17 protein-coding genes are annotated in these 16,989 nt (G+C 61.4%); 4 read left to right on the top strand and 13 right to left on the bottom strand.

Translation table 11 applies throughout. The features are described from left to right. Nucleotides 1-80: 80 nt before the first annotated feature. The 11 genes from ilvB to OHL11_RS10190 all read right to left on the bottom strand — a co-directional run bounded on the left by ilvB (nt 81) and on the right by OHL11_RS10190 (nt 12,636). On the bottom strand, nt 81-1,838 hold the full coding sequence (ilvB, locus tag OHL11_RS10240) for a biosynthetic-type acetolactate synthase large subunit (RefSeq protein ID WP_263371416.1): 1,758 nt from the start codon (nt 1,836-1,838) through the stop codon (nt 81-83). A 10-nt stretch (nt 1,839-1,848) separates the two neighbouring features. Further along, nucleotides 1,849-3,018: an acyltransferase family protein gene (locus OHL11_RS10235; protein ID WP_263371415.1), complete on the bottom strand. Its 1,170-nt coding sequence runs from the start codon at nt 3,016-3,018 to the stop codon at nt 1,849-1,851. A gap of 18 nt (nt 3,019-3,036) precedes the next feature. Further along, complete coding sequence (gene ilvD, locus OHL11_RS10230; RefSeq protein WP_263371414.1) at nt 3,037-4,731, bottom strand: dihydroxy-acid dehydratase; 1,695 nt, start codon at nt 4,729-4,731, stop codon at nt 3,037-3,039. Nucleotides 4,732-4,788: 57 nt separating this feature from the next. Continuing rightward, a complete protein-coding gene (locus OHL11_RS10225; RefSeq protein WP_263371413.1) occupies nt 4,789-5,244 on the bottom strand; it encodes a hypothetical protein in 456 nt (151 codons plus the stop codon). Further along, nucleotides 5,241-6,509 carry a ComEC/Rec2 family competence protein gene (locus tag OHL11_RS10220; RefSeq protein WP_263371412.1) on the bottom strand — a complete coding sequence of 423 codons (1,269 nt, stop codon included), beginning with the start codon at nt 6,507-6,509 and terminating at the stop codon, nt 5,241-5,243. The genes OHL11_RS10225 and OHL11_RS10220 overlap by 4 nt, the downstream gene beginning before the upstream one ends. Nucleotides 6,510-6,634: 125 nt before the next feature. After that, nucleotides 6,635-7,273, bottom strand: a complete 639-nt coding sequence (gene leuD, locus OHL11_RS10215; protein ID WP_263371411.1) for a 3-isopropylmalate dehydratase small subunit — start codon at nt 7,271-7,273, stop codon at nt 6,635-6,637. A gap of 12 nt (nt 7,274-7,285) precedes the next feature. Continuing rightward, the gene (locus tag OHL11_RS10210) at nt 7,286-7,855 is read right to left on the bottom strand and encodes a hypothetical protein (RefSeq protein WP_263371410.1); all 570 of its coding nucleotides are present in this window, start codon (nt 7,853-7,855) and stop codon (nt 7,286-7,288) included. Continuing rightward, entirely contained in the window at nt 7,855-9,318 is a 1,464-nt protein-coding gene (gene leuC, locus OHL11_RS10205) for a 3-isopropylmalate dehydratase large subunit (protein WP_263371409.1), read from the bottom strand. The genes OHL11_RS10210 and leuC overlap by 1 nt, the downstream gene beginning before the upstream one ends. Before the next feature lie 28 nt (nt 9,319-9,346). Beyond that, nucleotides 9,347-10,099 (bottom strand): hypothetical protein, encoded by a 753-nt coding sequence (locus tag OHL11_RS10200; RefSeq protein ID WP_263371408.1) that lies wholly within the window; start codon nt 10,097-10,099, stop codon nt 9,347-9,349. A gap of 143 nt (nt 10,100-10,242) precedes the next feature. Continuing rightward, complete coding sequence (gene leuB / locus OHL11_RS10195) at nt 10,243-11,346, bottom strand: 3-isopropylmalate dehydrogenase (RefSeq protein ID WP_263371407.1); 1,104 nt, start codon at nt 11,344-11,346, stop codon at nt 10,243-10,245. 111 nt (nt 11,347-11,457) lie between these two features. Continuing rightward, complete coding sequence (locus OHL11_RS10190; protein ID WP_263371406.1) at nt 11,458-12,636, bottom strand: 2-isopropylmalate synthase; 1,179 nt, start codon at nt 12,634-12,636, stop codon at nt 11,458-11,460. Between the two features lie 200 nt (nt 12,637-12,836). Here OHL11_RS10190 and OHL11_RS10185 point away from each other — a divergent pair, with 200 nt between their 5' ends. The 4 genes from OHL11_RS10185 (at nt 12,837) to OHL11_RS10170 (ending at nt 15,704) form a co-directional block, all read left to right on the top strand. Continuing rightward, the gene (locus OHL11_RS10185) at nt 12,837-13,751 is read left to right on the top strand and encodes a LysR family transcriptional regulator (protein ID WP_263371405.1); all 915 of its coding nucleotides are present in this window, start codon (nt 12,837-12,839) and stop codon (nt 13,749-13,751) included. A gap of 152 nt (nt 13,752-13,903) precedes the next feature. Then, entirely contained in the window at nt 13,904-14,365 is a 462-nt protein-coding gene (locus OHL11_RS10180) for a hypothetical protein (protein WP_263371404.1), read from the top strand. 131 nt (nt 14,366-14,496) lie between these two features. Then, on the top strand, nt 14,497-14,922 hold the full coding sequence (locus OHL11_RS10175) for a Spy/CpxP family protein refolding chaperone (protein WP_263371403.1): 426 nt from the start codon (nt 14,497-14,499) through the stop codon (nt 14,920-14,922). A gap of 179 nt (nt 14,923-15,101) precedes the next feature. Beyond that, nucleotides 15,102-15,704, top strand: coding sequence for a porin family protein (locus OHL11_RS10170; RefSeq protein ID WP_263371402.1), 603 nt, complete (start codon nt 15,102-15,104; stop codon nt 15,702-15,704). A 72-nt stretch (nt 15,705-15,776) separates the two neighbouring features. On the opposite strand, the gene OHL11_RS10165 is transcribed toward OHL11_RS10170, so the two are convergent. Further along, nucleotides 15,777-16,328, bottom strand: a complete 552-nt coding sequence (locus OHL11_RS10165) for a porin family protein (protein ID WP_263371401.1) — start codon at nt 16,326-16,328, stop codon at nt 15,777-15,779. A gap of 44 nt (nt 16,329-16,372) precedes the next feature. Beyond that, nucleotides 16,373-16,933: a porin family protein gene (locus OHL11_RS10160; protein WP_263371400.1), complete on the bottom strand. Its 561-nt coding sequence runs from the start codon at nt 16,931-16,933 to the stop codon at nt 16,373-16,375. Nucleotides 16,934-16,989 lie beyond the last annotated feature (56 nt).

Below are 16,989 nucleotides of genomic sequence, written 5' to 3'. Positions count from 1 at the left end.
GCGGCGCGCCTTCGGCGCTTGTTGCTATGGTTTTGTGAGCTCGCGGCGTGCGATGGAGATCGCCGCAAGCTTACGTGGGATTACTCGTCCTCTGCTGTTTCAAGCAACGGGTCTTTGCTCGGGCGGCGCACCATTTCGTGCAGCGCTGCACCGGGCGCAATCATCGGGTACACGCCGTCTTCCTTGATGACCTGGAAGTTCGTGAGGAAAGCCTTGCCGCTGGTGCGTGCCTTGGTCACGGTGGGGATCACGTCCTTGCGCTCGCTCACGTTTGCGCCCGCGATGCCGTGTGCCGCGGCGAGCATGACGAAGTCCGGTGAGAGGATCGGCGAGGCCGAGTAGTTCTTCTCGTAGAAGGTCTCCTGCCACTGACGCACCATGCCGAGGAAGCCGTTGTTGATGACGGCGATGTTGATCGCGAGCTTCTCCTGCACGATGGTCGAGAGCTCGGCTGCGGTCATCTGGAAGCCACCGTCGCCGGCGATCACCCACACGTCCTTGTCGGGGCAAGCAAACTTTGCGCCGATGGCTGCGGGCAGAGCGAAGCCCATGGTGCCGAGGCCGCCGGAGGTGACGAGCGAGCGTGCGGCTTCATGCTTGAAGTACTGCGCTTCCCACATCTGGTGCTGGCCTACGTCGGTGACAATGATCGTCTGCTCGACGCGACCGGCGGCCTTGGCTTCCTGCCAGATGTCATGGATGACGTGCGCGGCGTAGAGGTGACCGGTGTCGGGCAGGTTGATGATGTCGCGCACAGCAGCGGTACCCTTGCTGGCGTTGATCTCCTTGAGCCACGTCGTGTCGCTTGACTTCGGCAATTCCGGCAGCAAGAGTGTGAGCACTTCCTTGAGGTCGCCGATGAGCGCGACGTCGGCGCGCACGTTCTTGTTGATCTCGCTGGGGTCGATCTCGATGTGAATCTTCTTCGCGTTCGGCGCGTAGTGTGCGAGGTTGCCGGTCACGCGATCGTCGAAGCGCATGCCGAGTGCGAGCAGCAGATCGGCTTCCTGGATCGCGTTGTTCACCCACGATTCGCCGTGCATGCCCATCATGCCAAGCTGCAGCGGATGCTCTGCGGGGATCGCGCCGAGGCCAAGCAGTGTGGAGGCGATGGGGATCTGGCGTGTCTCTGCGAGCGTGCGGACTTCAAGCTGTGCACCGCTTTCGACGATGCCGTGGCCGGCGAGGATCACAGGCTTCTTCGCCGACTTGATGAGTTCGATGGCCTGCTGCAGGGCAGGGCTTTCGACCTTGAGCATCGGGTGCGGGCGATAGGCGGCGGGCTTGGCTGCGTCGAAGTCGAAGAGGGCGCTGGCCTGCTGTGCGTCCTTGGTGATGTCGACGAGTACGGGGCCGGGGCGGCCGCTCTGCGCGATCTGGAAGGCTTCACGCACGGTCGGCGCGATGTCTTCGGCGCGCGTCACGAGGAAGTTGTGCTTCGTGATCGGCAGGGTGATGCCGGTGATGTCGACTTCCTGAAACGCGTCCGAGCCGAGGACCTTGGACGAGACCTGTCCGGTGATCGCGACCATGGGGATGCTGTCGAGCATCGCGGTGGCGAGACCGGTGACGAGGTTCGTCGCGCCGGGTCCGGAGGTCGCCATGCAGACGCCGACCTTGCCGGAGGCGCGCGCGTAGCCATCGGCCATGTGCGAGGCGCCTTGTTCGTGGCGCACGAGCACGTGGTGAATGGTGGGGAAGTTGCGCAGCGCGTCATAGATCGGCAGGATCGCTCCACCGGGATAGCCGAAGACCGTCGTCACGTTCTCGCCAGCGAGTGTGGCCCAGAGAATCTCGGATCCGGTGAGTGTGGGGTTCGTGCTGGAGATGTTAGCCATAGTCATTTCCTTAGAGATCAGCTCGAGGCGATGATTCCGCGCTGCGAAGCGTGGGTTGAAGTTCGGTAGCACGGAAGAGCGAGTTGTAGCTGTGTGTGAGGAAACGCCTCACTGGCAGGTCGAAGATCTTGTTGAGTAGCCAACTCAGCGGCAGCAGGGCACAGAAGAGTGCAAACAGAATCGCCGAAGGGAATGAAGGCGAACGCTGGAAGAGATTCTGAATGACGTGCAACTGTAGGAGTGAAACGAAATGAATGTGCAGGAGGTAGACCGGAAATGAAATCTCGCCCAGCAGCACCATCAGTGGCTTCCATGAAGACGGCAGGCGCGAAAGCGAACCGAAGAGAACCACCGCCGGAAAAATAATGGTCACGGTCAGGACCTGACGTATCGGCGATGAGGCCATTGGAGTCATGAGTGCAACGATCGTCACGATCGTAGTGGCTATCGCCAGCAACGGCCCTTTCGTGGCGAGGATGTTGCGATGCTGAAGCCAACGCTGATAGGCACGGAACAGCAGCACGCCAAGGAAGAACCCGAAGCCGACGCGCGCGAACCCGCCCCAAAATGTTCCGGCATCCGAGCCAGCGTTGATATTCCCTGTGCGCCATGCCCATGCGGTCAAGCTTGCTAGAGAGATTGTGCAGAGGCCGATGAGTCCACTCGTCTTTGCCACTCCTTGCTTCACCAGGGCTGCGTACAAGAGGTTTGCGATCATCTCGAAGAAGAGTGACCACGCAGGGAAGTCGAGTGGGTACAGGAAACTTCCATGCGTTTGCTTGTGCAGATCAGGCAGCATGAAGAGCGCCAAGGCTGTTTGCTTTGCGAGTGTGGCGAGGCTCATACCGACGTGCGGAAGCACAATCTGGTGCAAGGCACCAATCGCCGTACCGATCAGGTAGATCGGCCAAAGTCGAATAACGCGGGCGGCGAAGAAGTCGCTCCAGCGCATGCCCTTTTGCAGTCTGCCCTCGTAAGAGAACGCGATGACGAAGCCACTGAGCAGGAAGAAGAGATCGACAGCCAGGTACGCGTTGGGGCCTCTGAGCTTTGAGTACATCTCTGACGGCAGATGAAAGAAGACGATGAGAATAGCCGCAACGCCGCGCAGGCCGTCAAGGCAATGGAACCGATGGTTCTTGCCGGGGACGACATGCGCGAGTTGTGGCGTGGAGGTCATAGCGATATCGATGTGGGGTTAGTCGGTGACGGCGCCGTTGCTGGCGCTGCCGACGCTCTTCGCATACTTCGCAAACACGCCGCGCTTGTAGGGGATCTCGCGAGGCTTGAAGTCCTTGAGGCGTGCGGCGATTTCTTCGTCGCTCACTTCGAGGTTCAGCGTGCGCTTCTTGATGTCGATCGTGATCGTGTCGCCTTCGCGTACAGCAGCGAGCGGTCCGCCAACCTGTGCTTCGGGTGCGACGTGGCCGATCATGAAGCCGCGCGTTGCGCCGGAGAATCGTCCATCGGTAAGCAGAGCCACGGTCTCGGAAAGCTCGGGGATACCCTTGATGGCAGCGGTAACAGCGAGCATCTCGCGCATGCCAGGGCCGCCCTTCGGACCTTCGTAGCGGATGACGCAAACGTCGTTCGGTTTGATCTTGCCCGCTTCCACTGCAGCAAAGCAGAGGTCTTCGCTATCGAAGACGCGCGCGGGGCCGGAGTGGTAATCGCGCTCAAGGCCAGCGACCTTGATCACGCCGCCTTCGGGTGCGAGGTTGCCGCGCAGGATGACGAGGCCGCCGGTGGGCTTCAGCGGATCGCTCCACTGGTGGATGACGACCTGGCCGGGCGTTTCCTTCGCGGTCTGTGCTTCGGCGAAGAGGCTCTTGCCGCTGACGGTGGGGATGTCCTTGAGCGCGCCGCGGGCGATGAGACGCTCTGCGAGCACGCGCGAACCGCCTGCTTCCTGATAGTCCTTCGCTGCGTACTTGCCGCCCGGCGAGAGGTCGCAGATGAACGGCGTTGCTTCGCTGATGCGGTCGAAGTCTTCGAGCGTGAGGTCGATGTTGAGCTCATGCGCGATGGCCATGAGGTGCAGCACGGCGTTGGTCGAGCCACCCGATGCCGCGACGGCTGCGATGGCGTTGTCGATCGCGTCGCGCGTGAGGATGTCGCGCGGCTTGATACCCTTGCGCACGAGCTCCATCACATCGCGGCCGGCCTGTACGGAGGCCGAGTGCTTGTCCGGCGACATCGCGGGCACGCCGGTGATCTCCATCGGCGAGATGCCGAGGAACTCGCCAGCCATGGCCATGGTGTTTGCGGTGAACTGTCCGCCGCATGCGCCGGGGCCGGGGCAGGCAGCCGCTTCGACGGCTTCGAGTTCGTCGTCGTTGATCTTGCCTGCGGCGTGCGAACCGATGGCCTCGAAGACCTTGAGGATAGTGATCTCTTCGCTGCTGCCATCGGCCTTGGCGAGCTTGCCCGGCGCGATGGAACCGCCGTAGAGCATGAGGCCGGGGATGTTTACGCGAGCGAGCGCCATGATGGCGGCGGGCATGTTCTTGTCGCAGCCTGCGATGACGACAAGGCCGTCAAACGAGTTGCCGCGTGTGACGAGTTCGATCGAGTCCGCGATGACTTCGCGCGAGATCAGCGAGGCCTTCATGCCTTCAGTGCCCATCGTGATGCCATCGGAGATGGTGACGGTGTTGAACTCCATCGGCGTGCCACCCGCTTCGCGAATGCCTTGCTTCACGGCTTCGGCGACCTTACGCAGATGGAAGTTGCAGGGGCCGATCTCTGTCCAGGTGTTCGCGATACCGATGATGGGCTTGTGCAGATCTTCTTTGCTGAAGCCAACGCCACGCAGATAGCTGCGCGCGGCCGCGCGGTTCGGGCCTTCGGTGAGTGCGATCGAATTCGTTTTGCCTGCGGGGATGTTGCTCATGGGATTCCTTTTGTACGGTTGTTTCACTTCGTTGATATGGCTGTCGTTGGAAATGATTTATTTCGGCGGCTCAGGAATTCTTCCTGCGCTTAGCTCATCAAGCTGGTCAGCGATTTCCTGCGCAGAGCGAACAAACCGTTTTGTGTAGGAAGCCTTCAGGCCTCCACCACCGTGGTTTGCAGTGATCTTCCACAGCAGCGCTCCGGTCTTTGTATCGAAAAGTGAAAGAACTATTCCGTTTGGGGTGAGAAAAGCGCGGGCAGAAATTTCCGCTTCCGTTGGAGTCCTGACGAGCGTATAGCGATGCTCTTGGATGAGAGCTTTTTGCAAAATCACAAGCGCTTCTTGGTTGGTGAGGTCAGCCGCCTGACCTCCATCAAATCCAACGAACAGAGTTTTTGCTGTTGCGAGTTGTGCGGGCACGAACGGCGATGTCTGTGCACGTCCGATCAGCGTATTCGCTGTGAACAGCATGGCGCACAGAATCGGGTTGAACTTAGAAGTTGACTTCACGCTGTGCCTGCCTTTGCTGCTCGGCTCGTGTAGGGGCCGGAGACGCCGGTGATGTTGCCGTGTTCGACGGTGGAGTCGAGCGTGTAGATCGTGTAGGTGCGGCCGCCGGGCGCGACGCGCACGACGACATGGCCGCCTTGTGACTTCAGCTTCGGAGCGAAGCGGCGATTGAGCAGAGCGTTCTGCGGCAGCAGTTCGAGCGCGAAGACATCGTGCGTCGGCGTGTTGTTCGTGTAGTCCCACGCGCCCATCATGCGCTGCATCTGCGCGGAGCCGGGGTGGCCGATGTCCCACGAGGGAATAACGTAAGCCTGCGCATCGAGTGCCTTCGTGAAGGCTGCACCACACGCGTCGAAGTAGCCGTGATGGTTGGCGACAGCGACCTCAACGCGACCGCACGAACGCGCAACGGGGGATTCGGTATCGAGCGCGGGCGTGTGGCCGTCGAAGGTGTCGAAGTTGAGATCGCCGCCCGTGTAATAGCTGAACGCGCCGTACTCAAAACGCGTAGCGATGGAGTAGTTGTTCTCGTAGCCGTGCGCGCTGCCGGCTGAAGGGATGTTCTTCAGCAGCTCATCGACATTGCCGGTTGCGCGGTTCCACACGTTGCCGTTCGCGGCGAGGATGCGTGCGTTGAAGCTCTTGTAGCGCGCGGCATCTTTGCGCAGCGTGATCTGGTCGGTCGCGCCGACGTTGGCTGCGATGACGAACTCGCCTTTGTCCTCGCGCCTGGAGAGGAAGTCGAGATAGGCCTTTGCGCTCGCGGGAGGCTGCTGGTTCGCCGCATAGTGCGGGAAGGCGCGGTCGATGCACATGCTGATGGGCAGCTTGGCGGCAACGTCGGCGAGGCCATCCACGTGGTCGTTGTGCAGATGCGTGGCGAGGAAGTAGTCGAGCTTCTTCTCAGGCGCATGCGCGAGGATGTATTCGGCGAGTACCTGGCCGGGACGCAGTGTCGTGCCGTTCGGGCGCGCGGGGTTTGTGGTGCCTTCGGGCGCTGTCGTTACCGCACCTGCGTCGATGAGCATCGTCGTGCCGTCAGGGAAGACGAGCAGCGTCGAGTTACCGCGCGCGGTGTCGATGTGGTGAATGTCGAAGTGGCCTTCGCTCCACGCGGGCAAGGGCTGATGCAGCGATGCGTCTTCACCAAACGCGGCTTCACCGAAAGCCGCTTCACCAAAAGCCGTGGGGCACGCACTCGTGGCGCTCGCGAAGGCAAGCGATTTGAGGAGTGTGCGCCGGTCGAGTTGGTGAAGCTTGTCCATTCGTTCCCTCAGCGGCTGAAGCCGCGTTGTTTGCTTCAGTGAATGTCACGGCTGAAGCCGTGACCTACCGTTCGTGCAGCTGCAATCGAAGGGCAACGCAGATCCCCTTTCGGGCAGAACAGAAACTAAACGACCTCTTCGGCCTTCGGTGCGAGCCAGAACTCTTCGTTGTGCTTGTCTTCGAACTTGCTGAGGTCATCAGCGTGACGCAGCGTGAGGCCGATGTCGTCGAGTCCGTTCAGCAGGCAGTACTTGCGGAAGGGATCGATCTCGAAGCCGGCCTTGAAGCCGTCGTCGTCGGTGACGGTCTGGGCTTCGAGGTTGATGGTGATGAGGTGCTTCGGGTTGGCGGTCGAGCGCTGCAGCAGCGTTTCGGTTTCTTCTTCGGTGAGGCGCACGAGGATGATGCCGTTCTTGCCGGCGTTTGAGAAGAAGATGTCCGCAAAGCTCGGCGCAATGACTGCGCGGAAGCCGTACTGGTTAATCGCCCACGCGGCGTGCTCGCGCGAGGAGCCGCAGCCGAAGTTTTTCTCGGCGATGAGGATCTCGCTGCCCTTGTACTCGGGCTTGTTCATCACGAAGTCCTTGCGCTCTTCCACGTGGTCGGGCGTCTCGAGGTTGTAGCGCCAGTCGAAGAAGAGGAACTCGCCGTAGCCCGTGCGCTCGATGCGCTTGAGGAACTGCTTCGGGATGATCTGGTCCGTGTCGATGTTCGGCAGCGGCAGCGGCACGGCGGTGGAGGTGAGGATGTTGATCGGTTCCATGAATGATGTCCTCTAGAGGGGCAATGTCCCAGTGGTTCGTGTGTGCTTGAGCCACGAAGGCTCGGAGATTTTTTCTGCTCGCGTCGGTGTGAAGAGCGTGCCTAGAAAGCGCAGCGTAGCGTTCGTTGGATTTGCGGCGACGAAGATGTATTCGTCGGAGTCGCTGCATTGATGGATGACGACCTCAAGGCCGTTCCCGTTCTTCAAGAACTCAGTCAGAGCGGACTCTGTCTTGATTGGATTGCTGTTGCTGACATTTCCGCAGAGCGTGAAACGACGGCCTTTTTCATCAGCGTTGAACTGCGTCATGTCGTTGCGGAGATCGTGAGCCGTAGCATCGCTAAGTTGCGTCCACCCACGTTGCTGACGTGGATCATCCTTTGGCAGGCCAAGATCAATGCTGCTTTCCCAAGTCCACTCGATGCCGCTAGAGAGGAGTGCATCCAACAGACGTTGGTCACCGTACAGCGACCACAAAGGTGCGCTGTACGTGTAGCCGGGATCCGTTGAAAGCAGACGCACGCGAGCTTCCGCTGGCAAGATGCCAGTTGCAGGCGTGGTCACTTGGGGCGAGAGCGTCATTAGCGTGCGTCTTCCTCAAACTTCCAATCACGAACGTCAGTGAGGTGGCCGGTGATGGCGGCGGCTGCGGCCATCTCAGGCGAGAGCAGGTGCGTGCGTGAGCCGCGACCCTGGCGGCCTTCGAAGTTGCGGTTCGAGGTAGACGCGCAACGCTCGCCGGGCTGCAGGATGTCGGGGTTCATGCCGAGGCACATGGAGCAGCCGGGCTCGCGCCACTCGAAGCCTGCGGTCTTGAAGACTTCGGCGAGGCCTTCTGCTTCGGCCTGCGCCTTCACAGCTTGAGAGCCGGGGACGACCATCGCGCGCACGGTCGTCGCAACGTGGTGGCCCTTCACGACCTTTGCTGCGGTGCGCAGATCTTCGATGCGGCCGTTGGTGCAGGAGCCGATGAAGACGGCGTCCACGGCGATCTCGGTGATCGGCGTGCCGGGCTTGAGATCCATGTACTCGTAGGCGCGCTCGAAGCCCTTGCGGTCGGCTTCGTCGGTGGCCTGGTCGAGCGTGGGCACGGTGCCGTCGATGGTCGTGACCATGCCGGGGGAGGTGCCCCAGGTGACGCTGGGTACGAGCTTGGTTGCGTCGATGTGCAGCTCGCGATCGTAGGTTGCACCTTCGTCGGTGACGAGCGCCTTCCATTGCTCGACCGCGAGGTTCCATGCGGCTTCGTCGACAGTGCCGTCAGGGCGCGTGCCGGGGGCGAAGCGACGGCCCTTGATGTAAGCGAAGGTCGTTTCGTCAGGAGCGATCATGCCGGCGCGTGCGCCGGCTTCGATGCTCATGTTGCAGATGGTCATGCGGCCTTCCATCGAGAGTCCGCGAATGGCCGAGCCTGCGTACTCGATGGCGTAGCCGGTAGCGCCTGCGGTGCCGATGCGGCCGATGATGTCGAGGATGATGTCCTTCGCGGTGACGCCGTAGGGCAGCTCGCCGTCGACGTTGATGAGGAAGGTCTTGGCCTTGGCCTGCGGCAGCGTTTGCGTCGCCATCACGTGCTCGACCTCGCTGGTGCCGATGCCGAAGGCGAGTGCCCCGAAGGCGCCGTGCGTGCTGGTGTGCGAGTCGCCGCAGACGATCGTCATACCGGGCTTGGTCGCGCCAAGTTCGGGCCCGATCATGTGCACGATGCCCTGCGAGGAGTCTTCGGTGTCGAAGAACTCGATGCCGAACTCGGCGCAGTTCTTGCGCAGCGCGTTGATCTGCGCGGAGGAGATTTGATCGACGATGTGCAGGCGGTCCTGCACGCTGGTCGTGGGCACGTTGTGGTCGACAGTCGCGATGTGACGATCCGGGCGGCGCAGCTTGCGGCCTGCCATGCGGAGTCCGTCGAAGGCCTGCGGCGACGTGACCTCGTGAACGAGCTGCAGGTCGATGTAGAGGATAGTCGGTTCGCCAACGGGGGAGACAACGACGTGGTTGTCCCAGACCTTTTCGAAGAGTGTGCGCGGCTTGATCGGTGTGCTCATGGTGTCTCGGATTCGCAGTGTGTTCCGGTTAGTCGTTGTCCGTTGGCTGGGGCGTAACGGTGTCGGGCTGTGCGGCGACCACGTTCGCGCCAACATCGGCGGGTTCGAGTGGAAGCGCGCTTCCGTCGGGTTCGACGAGGATGGCGCGCTGAATATGGGGCACGCCGCGATGTGCGGCGGCGAGACGCATGTCCCAGTGCGCGAGCGACTGCTTGAACGCGAAGGGAAGAGCGTCGGGCGTGATATTGCGGTTGGCGAAGAGCCAGAGATGATAGTTGGCGTTGGCTTCGTCGGTGGAGTGACCGGTGGTGGACCAGTTGCGCGCGGCGAAGATCATGAGCGGATGCCTGGCGCTGAGGTCGATCCAGAGCAGACCGCTCGCGGGGCAGAAGCTGGGCACGCAACCGTCGGCGATGAAGTAGCGATTGTCTTCGCTGAGCGCTTCGCCGTACTTGCCGAGGAAGAGCGTGATGACTTGCGCGAGCGAAGGACGCGCGTTGTCGTTGCCCCACATCGCCTGCGGCTGATGGAAGTTGTCGAGCAGCAGCGACTCGAAGCGCGAGTCGATGAGGAGGTCGTTGGCGCGGCCGTTGGGACCGGGCTGCGTGAAGGACCAGAGCCACTCATGCGAGCCGGGCTTGAGGTTCGCGAGCGTCTTGCGATCGGCAGGGTTGCGCGGAGCCTTCGGGCCGAGCACATCGTCGTTCTGGATCTGCGCGCGCACACTCGCTGTCGCTGCAAAGAGCAGTGCGGTAGCGGCGAGTTGGAGTGTGCGGCGCATGATCGATTTGGGGCCGAAGAGAACGTAGACCCTTCGGGGATGAAGCAGAAACGGTGAAGCAAAATCCGTTGCTAGAGGCTAGAAGCTAGAAGCTAGAAGCTAGAAGCTAGAAGCTCTTACAACGTAGAACCTGCAACTTAGAACTAAACAGCGTGCAGCGATTCGCTGCGGTTGAGTGCGGAGACGAGCGCGGTGTTCACGAGATCGCCCATTTCGCTGGTGGTGACGTTCGCGCTCTTGCCCTGGCCGGCGATGTCTCCGGTGCGATGGCCTGCAGCGAGCACTTCGTTGACGGCCTTCTCGATTGCGAGGGCTTCTTCTTCGAGGTTGCCGCTGTGACGCAGCACCATCGCCGCGGTAAGGATCGCGCCGAGCGGGTTCGCCTTGCCCTGGCCAGCGATGTCCGGCGCCGAACCGTGGACGGGCTCGTAGAGGTTGACCTTGCCGCCGATGGTGGCCGAAGGCAGCATACCGAGCGAGCCGGTGATGACGCCGGATTCGTCGGAGAGAATGTCGCCGAAGAGGTTCTCGGTGAGGACGACGTCGAAGTCGCGCGGGCGGTTCATCAAATGGATCGCCATCGAGTCGACGAGTTGATGCTCGACCTTGACATCGGGGTACTGCGGTGCGATTTCATCGACGGTGGCACGCCAGAGCTGCGAGCACTCGAGCACGTTCGCCTTGTCCACCTGCGTCAGCTTGCCGCGGCGCTTCTGCGCGAGTTGGAAGCCGATGTGAGCGCAACGCTCCACCTCAGGCTTCGTGTAGACCATCGTGTTGTGCGCTTCGCCGGTCTCCTTGTTCCACGCGCGCGGCTTGCCGAAGTAGAGGCCGCCGAGCAGTTCGCGCACGAAGAGGATGTCGACGTTCTTCGTTACTTCCGGGCGCAGCGGCGAGTTCTCGCTGAGCGCGTTGAAGGCCAGGCAGGGACGCAGGTTCGCGAAGCCGCCGAGGTGTTGGCGGATCGCGAGCAGGCCTGCTTCCGGGCGCTTGTCCGGGGTGAGCGCGTTGAACTTGTTATCGCCCACGGCGCCGAGCAGAACCGCGTCTGCGGCGAGCGCGACGTCGATGGTCTTCTGCGGCAGCGGCGTGCCTTCTGCGGTGATCGCGACGCCGCCGATGAGCGCGTCGGTGAAGGTGAACTCGTGGCCACCGTGCTTGGCGACGGTCTTCAATACCTTGACGGCTTCGGCGGTGACTTCGGGGCCGATGCCATCACCGGCGAGAACTGCAATGTTGAGCTTCATGTGTTTCCTTATGTCGCGCTTTCAGCGCTCGGGCCTTTGTGAGGCGTTACCGAGGGGCTTCGCCCCTCGCTGGTATGTTGCGCGCCGTTGGCGCTTGAAGCGGTGCTGGAGCTATGCGTTCGCGGGCTCTGCGGTGAGTAGGCCGACGATGTCCTGGTCGTAGATCGACTTCTTGCGATCGGCGAGTTCGGTGAAGCGGTGGTAGACCACGTCGAGCTCTTCCTTCGTCAGCGTGTGGCCGAGCTCGGCGAGGCGATGCTCCAGCGCGCGACGGCCAGAGTGCTTGCCGAGGACGATCGCGTTCGCGGTGACGCCGATCGAGGCGGGCGTCATGATCTCGTAGGTGAGCGGGTTCGCGAGCACGCCGTGCTGGTGGATGCCCGACTCATGCGCGAAAGCGTTCTTACCGATCACAGCCTTGTTCGGCGCAGGGCCGAAGCTGATGATCTCGCTCAGCATCTGCGAGCTCGGTCCGATCTCGCTCATCACGATGCCGTTCTCGAGCGCGAAGCGGTCCTTGCGAACCATCAGCGCAGCGGCGATCTCTTCGAGCGCTGCGTTGCCAGCGCGCTCGCCGATGCCGTTGATCGTGCACTCCACCTGACGCGCGCCACCGAGCACGCCAGCCAGCGCGTTCGCTGTGGCCATGCCGAGGTCGTCGTGGCAGTGCGTGGAGAAGATCACATCCTGCGCGCCGGGGACGCGTGCGATGACGGTCTCGAAGAGCGCCTGGTACTCAGCGGGTGTCGAGTAGCCGACGGTGTCGGGCAGGTTGATCGTCGTCGCACCGGCCTGGATGGCAATGGTGACGATCTTGATGAGGAACTCGATGTCCGAGCGCGTCGCGTCTTCCGCAGAGAACTCTACGTTGTCGGTGAAGGTGCGAGCGAGGTGCACCATTTCGCCGGCCTGGTCGAGCGCCTGCTCGCGCGTGATGCGGAGCTTGGCTTCGAGGTGCAGGTCGCTGGTGGCGAGGAAGGTGTGGATGCGCCGGCGATGTGCGGGCTCGATGGCCTTGGCAACGGCTTCGATGTCGCCCTGCTTGGCGCGGGCGAGGCCGCAGATGACGGGCGCGTTCGCTTCGCGGCCGATGGTGGAGGCGATGGCCTTGACGCTTTCAAAATCGCCGGTGGAAGCGATAGGAAAGCCAGCCTCGATGATGTCTACGCCAAGGCGCGCAAGCTGCTCGGCCATGCGAAGTTTCTCAGCATGGTGCATGGTGCAGCCGGGCGATTGCTCGCCATCGCGCAACGTGGTGTCAAAGAAAATGACGCGATCTTGATTTGCCATTTTTATGGGCCTTCCTTACTAGACACAAGGATAAAGGGAGCTTATGCTCGGTTCCAGAGATATTGCGAATTCTAATGTGGGGTATAGAACCCCTAATGGCATTAGGCTATCGCCGCTCGGGGCTTCGCGCAATGTGGGCAACTGCTTGAACAGGTTGCTCCTACGTGAATGGTGCTGCCGGGATCGAGAGGGACTCGAACGTGGACCTGTTTCAACTGGAAACCTTCCTCGCTGTTGCTGAAGAACGCAGCTTTTCGCGCGCGGCCGCACGGCTGCATCGCACGCAGCCGGCGATCAGCCAGGTGATTGCGAAGCTCGAAGGTGAGCTGGGCGAAACGTTGCTGGAGCGCGCAGACGGCACGTTGACCGATGCGGGCGAAGTGCTGAAGGGCTACGCGCAGAAGTTGCTGAATCTACGCACCGACGCTGAGGCCGCGCTGGTGGACCTGCGCTCGCTGCATACGGGGCAACTGCGTCTGGCGGCAAATGAGTACACCTGTCTTTACCTTCTGCCGGTGCTCGACGCGTTTCGTCGCGAGAACCCGCGCATCAAGGTCACGGTGCAGCGCACCCTGGCTTCTCGCATTGCGGACGAGGTACTTTCGCACTCGATCGATATTGGCGTCGTGAGCTTCAAGCCGGAGGACCCGCAGGTGCGTTCGATCGCGGTCTACCGCGATGAGCTGGTGTGCGTGGTCGGTGCGCAGCATCCGCTGGCGGATGTGGGCAAGGCGGGCATTCAGCGCCTGGGTCGCGAGACCTTTGTGGCGCACAACGTGCCTTCGCCGATGCGGCAGAAGGTGATAGCTTCCTTCCGCCGCCACAAGACTCCGCTGGCGATGGAGATTGAACTGCCGTCGTTGGACGCGATCAAGCGTTTTGTCGGCATGGGCAACGGGATTGCGCTGATCCCACGCCTGACTGCGGAGCAGGAGCTGCGCAATGGGACGCTGGTGAAGATTACTGTGCCCGAGCTTGCGATGGAGCGCCGTCTGCGGCTGATTCAACGTAAGCAGACGGCGTTGAGCCATGCCGCGCGCGCGTTTCTCGCTGTGGTGGAGAAGCATGCGGAGAAGCATGGCGACCCGTTCCAGTTTGCGCCCGAACGCAGCTAGCTTTGCGGCTCTGCGCAGACGATGTCGCCCGCGAAATGTGAGCGACGGAGCGCGAAAATAAAGTCTCTCCGCTGAGTGAAACGCGCGGAGGGAATGCTCGTCCTCGTGAAGTAGAGGTGTGTTGTTTCGCGCGTCTGCTGAGGAGAGCTTTCGTGATAACGAAGTATGGTGTGGCGCGCTGGCTGGGCGTAGCCGTGTTGTGTGTGGGGTCGTTGGCTGCGGTGGCGCAGTCTTCGACGAGCGGGTCGAGTGACGGAACGAGCAGTGGATCGAGCGACAGTCGGCGTCCGCCGTGCGGTCCTCCACCGCGGGGCATGGGTGGCCCGCCGCCGGGCTGGAATAGCAATGGTTCGGGGAGCAGCAGTACGAGTTCGGCGGCCAGCGGTAACTCGAACTCTACGCAGACGCAAGACGGCTCGATGCCGCCTACCCCTCCGTCTGGAAGCGGTGATGGTTCCCAGAGCGGAAGCTCTTCCATGCCCACGATGAGTAGCGGCTCGGGAAGCGGCGGCCCGCCTTCGCCGCCGCGCGACAGCAACGGGAATATTTTGCCGCCGCCGCCTTGCAATCGGAATGGTTCGAGCAACGGCTCGACGAACTCGCAGAGCCAATAGCGCGCAGACAACGATGCGAGGGTATTCCTGCAGAACGCGCGGAACTAATCTGCGCGTTCTGCGTCTGTACTGGCAGTGAATGCGAGGGGCGACGCCCCCTGCTGGAAAGCGAGCAAACGATGATGAGCAAGATGAGATTGAAGTGTGGCCTGGCTGTAATGAGCGCCGCGCTTTTCCTGGCGGCGATGCCGTCCAAGGCGCAGGACTCGACCACTCCGCCGCCGCCCCCGCCCGCGCAGGGACGCATGATGCAGCAGTTTCAGTCGCTGAATCTGACGCCGGACCAGCAGAAGATCTTTGCGGACGTGATGAAGGCGCAGCGCGACAAAATGCGCGCCCTGCGTGACGACTCCACGCTCGATCAGGACGCCCGCCGTCAGCAGATGATGAAGATGCGCAGCGAAACCACCAAGCAGCTGCGCGACGCGTTGACCGATGAGCAGAAGCCGAAGTTCGACCAGATTGAGTCGCAGATGCGGGAGCAAATGCGCGGTCGTCGCGGTGGTGGTGGTGACGGGGAAGCGCCTCCTCCGCCTCCGCCGAACGCGAACAACTAACGTTTTCCTATCCGAAACGTCCCTCGATGGAGCATTTCATTTCCATCGAGGGCTTTTCATTGCCCGAGAAACGTGCCGCATTGGGTACAATGAATGTTGAGTACGCCGTCAGCCGGAAGCAGCTGCTTTTTGTGCCGAGGGATTCAGGTGGGCGTGCCGTTGAAGGGATCGAAGTAAGCATGAAGAAGATGATGTTGCTCGGCGCGTGCCTGCTGTTGGGTTCAGTGGCCGCCCAGGCCCAGGAAAGCCGTCAGGACGTGAGCATTAGCGGCTTCGAGACAATCTCGCCGGATGTCTACGGCAATGGTGTGTACCCGATGCACTCGAGCATGACCACCGGTGTGTTAGCGAGCTATCGCTACATGGTGACGCCGCGCTCGGCCCTCGAGGTCAACTACGGCTTCTCGCAGTACACGATCCGCTACAAGTCCGTGCCGACGCCGTATGGCCAGGTTCACACCCGTATGCAGGAAGTGACGGGTGCCTATGTGTACTCGCGCACCTACCGCAACTGGAACCCGTTTGCAGAAGTCGGCGTGGGCGGCTTGATCTTTACGCCGATCCTCGACAACGGAACTCACCAGTTTGACTCGAAGCAGAACACGAACATCAGCGGCCTTGCCGGCGTGGGTGTGGCGTACGAAATCAGCCCGAGCTTCGATATCCGTGCAGAGTACCGCGGCTTCATCCTGAAGACGCCGGACTTTGGCAACACGGCGTTCAAGACCAACCGCTACTACTGGCTCTCTGAGCCGACGATCGGTATCGCGTACCACTTCTAAAATCTGCGCTTCGGCGCAAAACAAAAGGCCCGGCGCTTGCCGGGCCTTTTGCTGTGCCGAGAGTGAAGGGAACTAGCGGCGGGGAACGCCTGCGCCGAAGTGGTAAGCCGCCCCGATGGTGAAGAGCGTCGGCGAAAGTCCATTGGAGAGGCCCGGGCCGGAGAACCAGTCCTGGTATTCGAAGTCGGCGCGGACGTTCACGCGGCGGTGAACATTGATGTCCACACCACCGCCGGCAGCGGCCAGGTTGTAGGCCAGATTTCCAGAGTCCTGCGGGAAGTTGAAGACGCCGCGGCCGTAGAGAACCTTCACGTACGGATGGAAGATCTTGTAGTGGCGGACGTAGCGGACGCCAGCCTCGTAGGTGCGCTCGTACACCTTGGTGGGCTGGTTGTCGTTCAACTGGTGGAACTCCAGTTCAACGCCGAGATGCTCGGTGAAGTCGAGGGTGCTGTAGATCATCAGGCCACGAATTTTGTTCGTGGTGTAATCCGAATTGGCTGCGGTGAAGCCGCCACCTACCTGCAGGTCGGTGAGACGAGAAGCGGTGGGGCCAGCCTGCGCGAAGGAACGGGCGGAGGCGACCAAAAACAGGGCTGCACAGATCAGAAACGAGCGACGCAATCAATTCTCCATACTTCGCATCGCCTGAATCGATGCGTACTTCATCAACGAAGATGGTACGAAACACCAATCGTGGCGGCGTAAGGGTTCAGGCCGTTCGGCTTGAAGCTTGTCCAGTCCTGATAGGTGTAGTCACCACGAACGCTGAAGTGTTGTGACAAGCGTACATCAACACCGCCGCCAAGACCAATTGCGAAGGAACTCGCCGGCAGGTTTTCACCGTTGATGTGCACGTAGGGCAGTTGTGCCTTCGCGCTACCTTCGCCGATCTGGATCTTGACGTACGGATCGTAGCGGCGGTAGTGGAAGACGTAACGCGGTCCGATAAGGAACGACGAAATGGCAAAGTCATTCGGCGTCGTGATCGACATTGACTGATAGCTTGCTTCGAGACCGAGGTGGTAGGTGAGGTCGTAGGTACCGTAAATCGTGTAGCCGGTGACCTTGTCCTTGAACTCATCGTTGCTGCCGTAAGAGATACCGCCGCCAACCTGCCACGGGCTGACGCGAGTTGCGGTCGGAATCGCCTGCGCGTGAATGCGCATGGCCGAGGCTCCTAAAAAGATGGTACCCAATGCAAGCAGGCAAGAGCGAAGCTTTGACATAGTCGTCTCCTGAAGTTACGGCGCCTGTAGAAGGAGTCCCCAGGCACCGTACGAGG

Source organism: Granulicella cerasi, assembly GCF_025685575.1.
GTDB classification, from domain to species: domain Bacteria; phylum Acidobacteriota; class Terriglobia; order Terriglobales; family Acidobacteriaceae; genus Granulicella; species Granulicella cerasi.
Note: the sequence above shows the minus strand (reverse complement) of the source record. Positions and strands in the feature narration are given on the sequence as shown.

Bases quoted from the DNA above. Each gene is read 5' to 3' on its own strand.
- OHL11_RS10235 (WP_263371415.1), bottom strand. From the start codon at position 3,018: ATGACCTCCACGCCACAACTCGCGCATGTCGTCCCCGGCAAGAACCAT.
- OHL11_RS10210 (WP_263371410.1), bottom strand. From the start codon at position 7,855: ATGACGCTCTCGCCCCAAGTGACCACGCCTGCAACTGGCATCTTGCCA.
- leuB (WP_263371407.1), bottom strand. From the start codon at position 11,346: ATGAAGCTCAACATTGCAGTTCTCGCCGGTGATGGCATCGGCCCCGAA.
- OHL11_RS10220 (WP_263371412.1), bottom strand. From the start codon at position 6,509: ATGGACAAGCTTCACCAACTCGACCGGCGCACACTCCTCAAATCGCTT.
- OHL11_RS10200 (WP_263371408.1), bottom strand. From the start codon at position 10,099: ATGCGCCGCACACTCCAACTCGCCGCTACCGCACTGCTCTTTGCAGCG.
- OHL11_RS10160 (WP_263371400.1), bottom strand. From the start codon at position 16,933: ATGTCAAAGCTTCGCTCTTGCCTGCTTGCATTGGGTACCATCTTTTTA.
- leuD (WP_263371411.1), bottom strand. From the start codon at position 7,273: ATGGAACCGATCAACATCCTCACCTCCACCGCCGTGCCGCTGCCGCTG.
- OHL11_RS10190 (WP_263371406.1), bottom strand. From the start codon at position 12,636: ATGGCAAATCAAGATCGCGTCATTTTCTTTGACACCACGTTGCGCGAT.
- OHL11_RS10175 (WP_263371403.1), top strand. From the start codon at position 14,497: ATGAGATTGAAGTGTGGCCTGGCTGTAATGAGCGCCGCGCTTTTCCTG.
- ilvD (WP_263371414.1), bottom strand. From the start codon at position 4,731: ATGAGCAACATCCCCGCAGGCAAAACGAATTCGATCGCACTCACCGAA.
- OHL11_RS10170 (WP_263371402.1), top strand. From the start codon at position 15,102: ATGAAGAAGATGATGTTGCTCGGCGCGTGCCTGCTGTTGGGTTCAGTG.
- leuC (WP_263371409.1), bottom strand. From the start codon at position 9,318: ATGAGCACACCGATCAAGCCGCGCACACTCTTCGAAAAGGTCTGGGAC.
- ilvB (WP_263371416.1), bottom strand. From the start codon at position 1,838: ATGGCTAACATCTCCAGCACGAACCCCACACTCACCGGATCCGAGATT.